Origin of the sequence: Streptomyces sp. NPDC029526 (genome assembly GCF_040637405.1) — a bacterium.
Classification (GTDB): Bacteria; Actinomycetota; Actinomycetes; order Streptomycetales; family Streptomycetaceae; genus Streptomyces.
Map to the genome: position 1 here is coordinate 255066 of NZ_JBEZWE010000004.1, position 7802 is coordinate 262867.

At 73.3% G+C, this 7802-nt stretch carries 10 protein-coding genes; all 10 read left to right on the forward strand.

All coding sequences use genetic code 11. The annotated features are described in order from the left end of the window. Window positions 1–175 precede the first annotated feature (175 nt). Window positions 176–637 carry a hypothetical protein gene (locus AB0F01_RS14020; protein ID WP_362094093.1) on the forward strand — a complete coding sequence of 154 codons (462 nt, stop codon included), beginning with the start codon at window positions 176–178 and terminating at the stop codon, window positions 635–637. 330 nt (window positions 638–967) lie between these two features. Further along, window positions 968–1930 carry an LLM class flavin-dependent oxidoreductase gene (locus AB0F01_RS14025; RefSeq protein ID WP_362094096.1) on the forward strand — a complete coding sequence of 321 codons (963 nt, stop codon included), beginning with the start codon at window positions 968–970 and terminating at the stop codon, window positions 1928–1930. Between the two features lie 106 nt (window positions 1931–2036). Continuing rightward, window positions 2037–3083, forward strand: a complete 1047-nt coding sequence (gene mpaB, locus AB0F01_RS14030) for a daptide biosynthesis RiPP recognition protein (RefSeq protein WP_362094099.1) — start codon at window positions 2037–2039, stop codon at window positions 3081–3083. After that, window positions 3080–3889: a daptide-type RiPP biosynthesis methyltransferase gene (mpaM, locus tag AB0F01_RS14035; protein WP_362094101.1), complete on the forward strand. Its 810-nt coding sequence runs from the start codon at window positions 3080–3082 to the stop codon at window positions 3887–3889. The genes mpaB and mpaM overlap by 4 nt, the downstream gene beginning before the upstream one ends. Further along, window positions 3886–5157 carry a daptide-type RiPP biosynthesis aminotransferase gene (gene mpaD, locus AB0F01_RS14040; protein ID WP_362094103.1) on the forward strand — a complete coding sequence of 424 codons (1272 nt, stop codon included), beginning with the start codon at window positions 3886–3888 and terminating at the stop codon, window positions 5155–5157. Before mpaM ends, mpaD begins: the two co-directional genes overlap by 4 nt. Window positions 5158–5214: 57 nt before the next feature. Next, window positions 5215–5364 (forward strand): daptide-type RiPP, encoded by a 150-nt coding sequence (locus AB0F01_RS14045; protein ID WP_362094106.1) that lies wholly within the window; start codon window positions 5215–5217, stop codon window positions 5362–5364. 189 nt (window positions 5365–5553) lie between these two features. Beyond that, window positions 5554–6945, forward strand: a complete 1392-nt coding sequence (gene mpaC, locus AB0F01_RS14050) for a daptide-type RiPP biosynthesis dehydogenase (RefSeq protein WP_362094109.1) — start codon at window positions 5554–5556, stop codon at window positions 6943–6945. Further along, on the forward strand, window positions 6942–7100 hold the full coding sequence (locus AB0F01_RS14055; protein ID WP_362094112.1) for a daptide-type RiPP: 159 nt from the start codon (window positions 6942–6944) through the stop codon (window positions 7098–7100). Before mpaC ends, AB0F01_RS14055 begins: the two co-directional genes overlap by 4 nt. 82 nt (window positions 7101–7182) lie before the next feature. Next, window positions 7183–7341, forward strand: coding sequence for a daptide-type RiPP (locus tag AB0F01_RS14060; protein ID WP_362094114.1), 159 nt, complete (start codon window positions 7183–7185; stop codon window positions 7339–7341). Between the two features lie 102 nt (window positions 7342–7443). Then, window positions 7444–7608: a daptide-type RiPP gene (locus AB0F01_RS14065; RefSeq protein WP_203591786.1), complete on the forward strand. Its 165-nt coding sequence runs from the start codon at window positions 7444–7446 to the stop codon at window positions 7606–7608. The last annotated feature ends 194 nt before the right edge of the window (window positions 7609–7802 follow it).

The following is a 7802-nucleotide window of genomic DNA, read 5'->3' on the forward strand; positions in this document are numbered from 1 at the left end:
ATGAGTAGAACGCCGCTGATGTGGCCCGGGGAGTGGTTCGTGCAGCAAACGGCACGCGTACGACGCAGCAAGTTGCACGCGAACCCTCTCGTTCGAGGGGTGCCCGGACGGCAGAGTTGTTCTCGCCAGGAGGAAACACCGCAAGGGAACGAACCACTCGATACTGGGGGAGATCGTGAAGCGCTCTGTTGCCGGAACCAGGAACGGTCTTGTTCGCGTCGGCGCCCGTGCCGCCGCCACCCTGCTGGCCGGGGGACTGCTGACGCTGGCGGGCCAGGGCATCGCCCAGGCCGCCGAGAACGGACCCGCCTCCGGGCAGGCGACCGCGCAGGCCCCGGCCGGCGCCGCCGGCTCGGCCGGCCTCCCGGGGGAGGCCGCGGGGGTGGCAGCCGACCTGGCACGGACCGTGGTCGACGGACTGCTGAACCACGACTGGGGCGTTCCGCCGGTCAAGGGCGTGCCGGGCAACCACGACTGGGGCGTTCCGCCGGTCAAGGACGTGCCGGGCAACCACGACTGGGGCGTTCCGCCGGTCAAGGACGTGCCGGGCAACCACGACTGGGGCGTGCCGCAGCCGACCGCGCCGGACAACCACGACTGGGGTGTCCCGCCGGTCGCGCCGAACCCCGGTCGCTGACCGACCCGCACACCGGCCGGGTGCTCCGCTCGTCGAGCCCCGCCCGTCGGGCGCCGGCGTTCACGGACCGCGGTCCTGAGTGATCGCATGCGGCCTCGGCGCCGTGCCGACAGCGCCTCCGGCGCCCGACACGGTCGGCCGTCAGCCGGCCCGGACGCCGCCCCGGCCCTGTGCCGGCGAGGCCCTGCGAGGCCCGCACTCCGCTCGGCCCACACGGCTCCGCCCGCACTCGGTTCCGCCCGTACATCCCGCCCGTTCGCTCCGCCGTCGTGCCCGCGCACCGCGCGACGGCCGGCCGCCCCGTGCCTCACGAGAGAGATATGTGTCGTCATGACGGATTATTCGGTTCTGATCCCGTTCGTGCCGCGTCGGCTTGAACAGACGCTGCCGTTCGCGGGCCTGGTGAACTGGACGCCCGCCGTGCGCCTGTGGCAGGGGCAGTCGATGATCCTCGAGCCGCACCAGACCTTCGTGGGGGCCGCCGGCGCTGGATTCCGCGTCCCGGTGGGATTCGGGGTCACGCTGATGCCGCTGCGGCACCCCTTCGAGGCCGCCAACCAGGCCCGTTCGGTCGCCCTGGCCACCGGCCACCCGGTGATCGCGGGGTTCGGGCCCGGCGCGCCGGCCTTCCAGCAGAACCTGCTCGGGGCGCCGTACGACAAACCCCTGGCCGTCGCCCGCCAGTACCTGACGGCCATGCGCGGACTGCTCGACGGCGAGGTGGTGGAGACGGACGGACCCGCCTTCACCTTCCGGGGGCAGCTGGCGCCGGCCGCCGCGCCCCGCGTGGACGTGGGACTGGGGGTCCTGAGGCCGGGCATGGCCCGGCTGGCCGGTGAGATCGCCGACGCGGTGATCACCTGGCTGACGCCGCCGTCCTACCTGCGCGAGGTCATCGTGCCCGCGGTCGAGGAGGGCATGGCGCGGGCCGGCCGCACCGAGCGGCCCCGCATCGTGGCCATGGTGCCCGTCGGCCTCGAACGCGAGGGCACCGCTCCCGAACGCCTCGCCCTGGCCTCCAACTTCGCCCACTTCCAGGCTCCGCACTACCTGGACATGCTCGGGCGGGCCGGGGTCGACACCGGGGGCGGGGACGTGCACGCCGTCGCCCGGGGAGCCGTCGACGTGGGCGCCGTCGTGACCGGTGATCCGGACACCGTCGTCAAACGGCTCGACGAGTACCGCCAGGCCGGTGTCGACGAGATCGTCCTCAACACCACCGGCGTCCACAAGATGTTCGGCGCCCAGGAGGCGATCGGCGACCTGACGGAGATCCTCCGCGGCGCCGTCTAGGGCCTCCCGTCCGGGGCCGCCGGGCCCGCCCCGGCCGCATCCGCCTCGGCCGCATCCGGCCCTGCCACCAGCCATCAGCCACCAGGCAACGAAGGACCAGACAGTCATGGACACACAGACGCGCAGACGCGCGAAGGAGCACATCATGTCGTGGGGTTCGGGCGGCCGACGGCCGGCCGGCGCCCCGGGGGACGCACCCGCCACCGTCGTCCTGGCCGATGCCCGCCACCTCGACGCGGTGCGCGCCAGTGGACTGACCGGTCCCGGCACCCTCGTCTTCATGCCGGGCTCCGGTGAACCCCGGGACGGTGTGGTGCCGTACGGCGGGTCCCTGAGCGAGCCCGGTGAGGACTTCGCCCTCGGCGAGGACTTCTTCCTCCAGACCCAGGACTACGCCTCCAGCGCCTTCATGTCGGTGCTCGGTCCGACCGTGCTGCGCATCTTCGGCCCCGCGGACTTCTCCGCCTTCCTCGCCGACGCGGACCGGGCGTTCACCGAGGGCGTCTTCCCCGAGTACCTGATCACGCCGGCCGTCCTGCTCGCCGACACCGCCGCCCTCGGCGGGGCGCCGGACGCCGACGGACCCGCCCTGCGGCTGTACGTCGACGCAGGGGGACGGATCTCCCTGTCGCCCACCGGCTCGCCGCTGGGCACGGTCGGCGACGACCTGACGACCCTGCTGACCCGCTACGAGCACACCAACGCGGCCAGCGAGGCTCCCTGCGCGGTGAGTCTGGCCGCCGCGGTGCCGGAGGAGGCGCGGACCGCGGCACTCCAGGTGCGTCCCTTCCTCGGCCGCTACCTCACCGCCGTCAAGGCCCTGCGGGCGATGACCGCCCAGGACATCGGCCACCTGACCGTCTCCGGGTTCGGCCACCGGCTCACCGAGGGCCTCGCCGTCTCCGGCGCCGAGGACGACCTGCTGGACCCGGCGCTCCCGCTGGTCCTGTGGAACACCGACCAGGCGTACGTCGTGGCCGGTGGGCGGGTGTTCGCCGTCGACCGGGCCTTCGCCGGCGCCGTGGAATGCCTGCTCGCCGCCGGCCCCGCCGCCTCCTCCTTCGTCCCCGACCACGTCCTCGACCAGGTCCGCGCGTTCTTCGCCGAGCGCGGCCTCGCCCTGGACACCCGTACCCCGGCAGGTGCCCGATGACCACCTTCACCCTGACCCGCCCGCCCGGCCTCGGCGGCGCCCGGATCGCCGGACTCGGCGACCGTGCCCGGCTCTGCGGCCTCTACGACGACCGGGGCGCTCCCCTCTACGACGACCTCGCCGCCGCCGACGGCTTCGAGATCCGGGACATCGTCGGCGCCGTGCGCGCCGCCGGTGACGGCCCGGTGCTCGACCTCGCCGCGGGTGCGGGCCGGTTCACCCTCCCGCTGCTGGCCACCGGACGCGAGGTCACCGCGCTGGACCTGTCCGAGGACATGCTCCAACTGCTGCGGGCCCGCCTGGCCCGCGCCCCCCGGGCGGTGCGCGAGCGGTGCACGGTGGTCCGGGGCGACATGGCCGACTTCGACCTGGGCCGGGAGTTCGCCCACATCGTCCTCGGCACCACCTCCCTCTCCCTGCTCGACGCCACGGGCCGGGCCGGCCTGTACCGGTCGGTGGCCGCACACCTGGCGCCCGGCGGACAGTTCCTGCTCTCGGTCATGGAGCGCGCCGACGACGACGTGCCGACCGAGGTGCACGCCCGGGTCAAGGGCGCGAGCGGCACGGCGTACGACCTCTACGAGTACTGGCCGGCGGGTTCCGACCACCGCTACGTCACCATCGCCCCGGCCGAGCCCGCCGACGGCCCGGTCACCGTGTGTGTGGACGAGGTCGGCACGATGAGCATCGCCTCCATCGAGGACGAACTGGCCGCGGCGGGACTCACCGTCGCCGGACGCCGGTCGCTCAGCGGGCCCGGCGACCGGCACCGGGTGTCGCTGCTCAAGGCGGTGGCCGCCCGATGAGCACCCACGCCCTGTGGCCCTACCTGATCGCCCCGAGCACCCACGGCAACGACAGCCAGTGCGCGGTGAGCGCCCGCGGGCACCGCATCAAATTCGCCGACGGCAGCGAGGTCCTCGACGCCGACAGCGGCTTGTGGAACGTCAACCTCGGCTACGGCAACGAGGCCATCGCCGCCGCCGTGGCGGAGGCCGCCGCCAACGGGTCCTACCTGCACTCCTTCCGCTTCGAGAACACCTACGCCCGCAAGGCCGCCGACGACCTGCTGGCGGTGTGCGGCACCGGGCACTACGCCCGGGTGCTGTTCTCCTCCGGCGGCGGCGTGGCCAACGACGCCGCGATGAAGCTGGTGCGCCACTACCACGCGCTGCGTGGCCGGCCCGAGCGGAACCTCGTGGTCGCCCTGCGGGGCAGCTTCCACGGACTGACCTTCGGCGGCTTCGCCCTCACCGGCGAGGACCTGGGGCAGCGCGCCTACGGCGTCGACCAGCGTCTCATCCGGCACATCACGCCCAACGACCTCGACGAACTGCGCACCCTCATCGCCCGCAGCGGCCGGCAGATCGCGGCCGTGGTGGTGGAACCGGTGCTCGGCACCGGCACCGTGCCGCTGACCGACGACTACCTGGCGGAGCTGGTGCGGCTGCGCGACGAGAGCGGGTACCTCCTGGTCGCCGACGAGGTCGCCACCGGCTTCGGGCGCACCGGCACCTTCTTCGCCTCGCAGACCTGGCCGGGCCAGCCCGATGTGCTGCTGTCCTCCAAGGGCCTGACCAACGGCACCGTTCCCGCCTCGGCCGTCGTCTTCTCGCACGAGATCGCCGACGCCTTCACCGGGCACGACGCGATCCTCACCCACGCCGAGACCCAGGGCGGCAGTTCCGTGCCCTGCGCGGCGATCAGTGCGGCCGTCGCGGAGATGCACCGCCTGGACGCGGTCGTCGCCGGCCGCCGGGTGGCCGCACGGCTGGACGCCGCCCTCGACGACCTGGTCGAGCGGCATCCGCTGGTCACCGGTGCGACCGGACGGGGCTGCTTCCGCACCCTGCAGGTCGGGGGGCCCGGCGGGCACCGCCTGTCACCCCCCGGGGTCGCCCACCTGGTGGGCGCGGTCCGCAGGGCTGGAGCCATCGTCCACCCGGGGCCCGCGGGCATCCAGCTCGTGCCCTCCCTGACGTACAGCGATGCCGAGGTCGACGAACTCATGACCTGCGTCGAGGCAGGACTCGACGCCCTGCTGCCCACCGCGCGGCCCGCCGGCCGCCGCTGACCCCGACACCCCGTACGCCCACACCGCCCGCCCCGCCCAACCGGAGGAACGACCGCCATGAACGAGCAGACGCCGCAGACCGAGGACTTCCCGACCGACGTCACCGAGCTGGAGATGCAGGAACTCGAGGCCCTGGAGTCACCGGGCTTCTGGACCGGCGTCTCGATCGGGACCGCCGTCAGCGTCTCGGTCGTGGTCGCGACCTGACCGCCGCACGAGCCGAGCGATCCCACGGCCTCAACCGCCCCCGGCGACCCGGGGGACGAAGACCGGCCGCAGGTCCTGCCTCGGCCCCGCTTCCGGCAAAGGAATGAGCTGGGCCGAGGCAGGTCCCCCACCGTATCCGATCCGACGAACCCGACACAGAGCACGCGACGACGTGGTCAGGAGCCCGCTGTGACTACTGCTGTGAGGACCGACACCGCCGCTTCCGGCGGCGACCGGCACGGCACCCGGCGGCCGGCGAAGGTCCGTAAGGGGGCCGTCCGGCCCGAGTTCATCCCGCCGGCACCGCCGCTGCGCGGCATCGACCGGCTCGCCGACTGGCTGCGCCGGGACGGCGCACCGGCCGTCACCGTCATCGCGGACCCCGCGGTCGCGGAACAGCCCGTCACCGCCGGGGTGCTGGCCCAGGTGCGGGCAGCCGGCCGCACGCCGCATCTGATCGTGCTGGACGGCCACACCGGGCTCGACGCGGTCGCGGAGACGGCCGCCGGGCTCGACCCCGACGGGATCGTCGTCGCCGTCGGCGGCGGCACCACCCTGGACTTCGCCAAACTGGCCGCGCTGTCCGCCCGCCACCCCCACTTCCACCGTTACCTCACCGCCCCGCAGCGCAGCGGCTTCCTGGTCCTGCCGCCGGCCCTCGGGCCGCACGTCCGGGTGCTGGCGGTGCCCACCACCCTGGGCACGGGCAGCGAACTGGGCACGGTCGCCTGCTTCTCCCGCGACGGCGGCAAGTTCCTCGCCACCGGCTCCTGCCTGCGGCCCGTGGCCGCCCTGTGGGCACCGGAGGCCACGGACACCCTGCCGCCCGCCCTCGTCGCCGACGGCGTCCTGGAGGCGCTGTTCCGCACGGTCAGCCCGTACACCGGGGACGCCACCGAACTACCCGACCAGGACGCCGCCGTGGAGGCGCTCGCCCGCCGGATCGTCGCCGACGGCTACGAGGTCGCCGCCCTGCGGGACCGGAACCTGCCGGTGCCGGCGGAACTGCGCCTGCGGATCGCCGAGTCGAGCGGCGAGAGCCAGATCGGACGGATCAACATCGGCCGCAGCCCCTACGCCGTGAAGTGCTGGGCGATGGCCAACGAACTGTCCACCACCCTGGACCTCGCCAAGATGCGCACGGTCGCCGCCCTGTGGCCGGTGCTGTGGCGGCACACCCTCGACGGGGACACCCGGCTGGGCAGCCCCGCCCGGATCACCCGGCTGTGGCGGGTGCTGCGCTCGGCCGCCCCCGCGTTGCCCGACGACCCCGCCGACGGGCTGCTGCGGCTGATGAGCGACTGGCGCGTCGACCGGACGGTGTGCGCCGATCCCGACCAACTGGCCCACGCCACCACGCGCATCATGCGCGGCTGGGGTGCCGGCCTTCCCATCCTCGACGAGTTGAGCGCCGCGGATGTGCGCGCGCTCCTCGGCGAGGCCACCGAGCCGGCCTCGGGCGGATCCCCCGCCGCCCGGGGCTCACACGACCACCACGGAGCCCGGCCGTCGGCCGACCGCCCGTGGGGCCACCGAACCGTCCCGGATCCGCCGGGACCCGACAGAAGGAGCACGTCATGAACGACAACACCATCGTCGAGACCGAGCTGCAGGACCTGGCCGTCTCCGAGCTGGAGATGCAGGAGCTGGAGACGCTGGAGGCCCCGGGCTGGGCGACCTCCGCGGGCGTGAGCGTCGGCATCTCGCTGGTCTCCGTGGCCTGGAGCCTCACCTGATCCACCGCCGGCCGCGCCTCTGCGGAACGGCAGTGCACCGCCAGAACCTCACCCGACCGTCAACGAACCGAGGGAGTACGTCATGAACGACAACACCATCGTCGAGACCGAGCTGCAGGACCTCGCGGCCACCGAGCTGGAGATGCAGGAGCTCGAGGCGCTGGAGGCCCCGGGCTGGGCGACCTCCGCGGGCGTGAGCGTCGGCATCTCGCTGGTCTCCGTCGCCTTCAGCCTCACCTGATCCACCGCGTACGTCCCCAACTGTCCGATCCGTTGGGTGTTTCACGTGAAACATCCGCTTCCGGTGAGAAGGGCTCACCGGTTCACACGAGAGGAATCTGTCATGGCTGAGATCAAGAACGACGCGCCGGTCGCCGCTGCCACCGCCGAGAACGTGGAGCTGGAGATGCAGGAGCTGGAGGCGCTGGAGGCCCCCGGTTTCTGGACCGGTGTCTCCATCGGGGCCACGGTCTCCTCGGCCGTCGCCACCTCGATCGCCCTCACCTGATCCACCGCGTACGTCCCCAACTGTCCGATCCGTTGGGTGTTTCACGTGAAACATCCGCTTCCGGTGAGAAGGGCTCACCGGTCCATACGAGAGGAACCTGTCATGGCTGAGATCAAGAACGACGCGCCGGTCGCCGCTGCCACCGCCGAGAACGTGGAGCTGGAGATGCAGGAGCTGGAGGCGCTGGAGGCCCC

What these genes read in the sequence shown, in the direction of transcription:
- AB0F01_RS14025 (WP_362094096.1), top strand. Translation starts at nt 968, where the DNA reads ATGACGGATTATTCGGTTCTGATCCCGTTCGTGCCGCGTCGGCTTGAA.
- mpaB (WP_362094099.1), top strand. Translation starts at nt 2,037, where the DNA reads ATGGACACACAGACGCGCAGACGCGCGAAGGAGCACATCATGTCGTGG.
- mpaM (WP_362094101.1), top strand. Translation starts at nt 3,080, where the DNA reads ATGACCACCTTCACCCTGACCCGCCCGCCCGGCCTCGGCGGCGCCCGG.
- mpaD (WP_362094103.1), top strand. Translation starts at nt 3,886, where the DNA reads ATGAGCACCCACGCCCTGTGGCCCTACCTGATCGCCCCGAGCACCCAC.
- AB0F01_RS14045 (WP_362094106.1), top strand. Translation starts at nt 5,215, where the DNA reads ATGAACGAGCAGACGCCGCAGACCGAGGACTTCCCGACCGACGTCACC.
- AB0F01_RS14055 (WP_362094112.1), top strand. Translation starts at nt 6,942, where the DNA reads ATGAACGACAACACCATCGTCGAGACCGAGCTGCAGGACCTGGCCGTC.
- AB0F01_RS14060 (WP_362094114.1), top strand. Translation starts at nt 7,183, where the DNA reads ATGAACGACAACACCATCGTCGAGACCGAGCTGCAGGACCTCGCGGCC.
- AB0F01_RS14065 (WP_203591786.1), top strand. Translation starts at nt 7,444, where the DNA reads ATGGCTGAGATCAAGAACGACGCGCCGGTCGCCGCTGCCACCGCCGAG.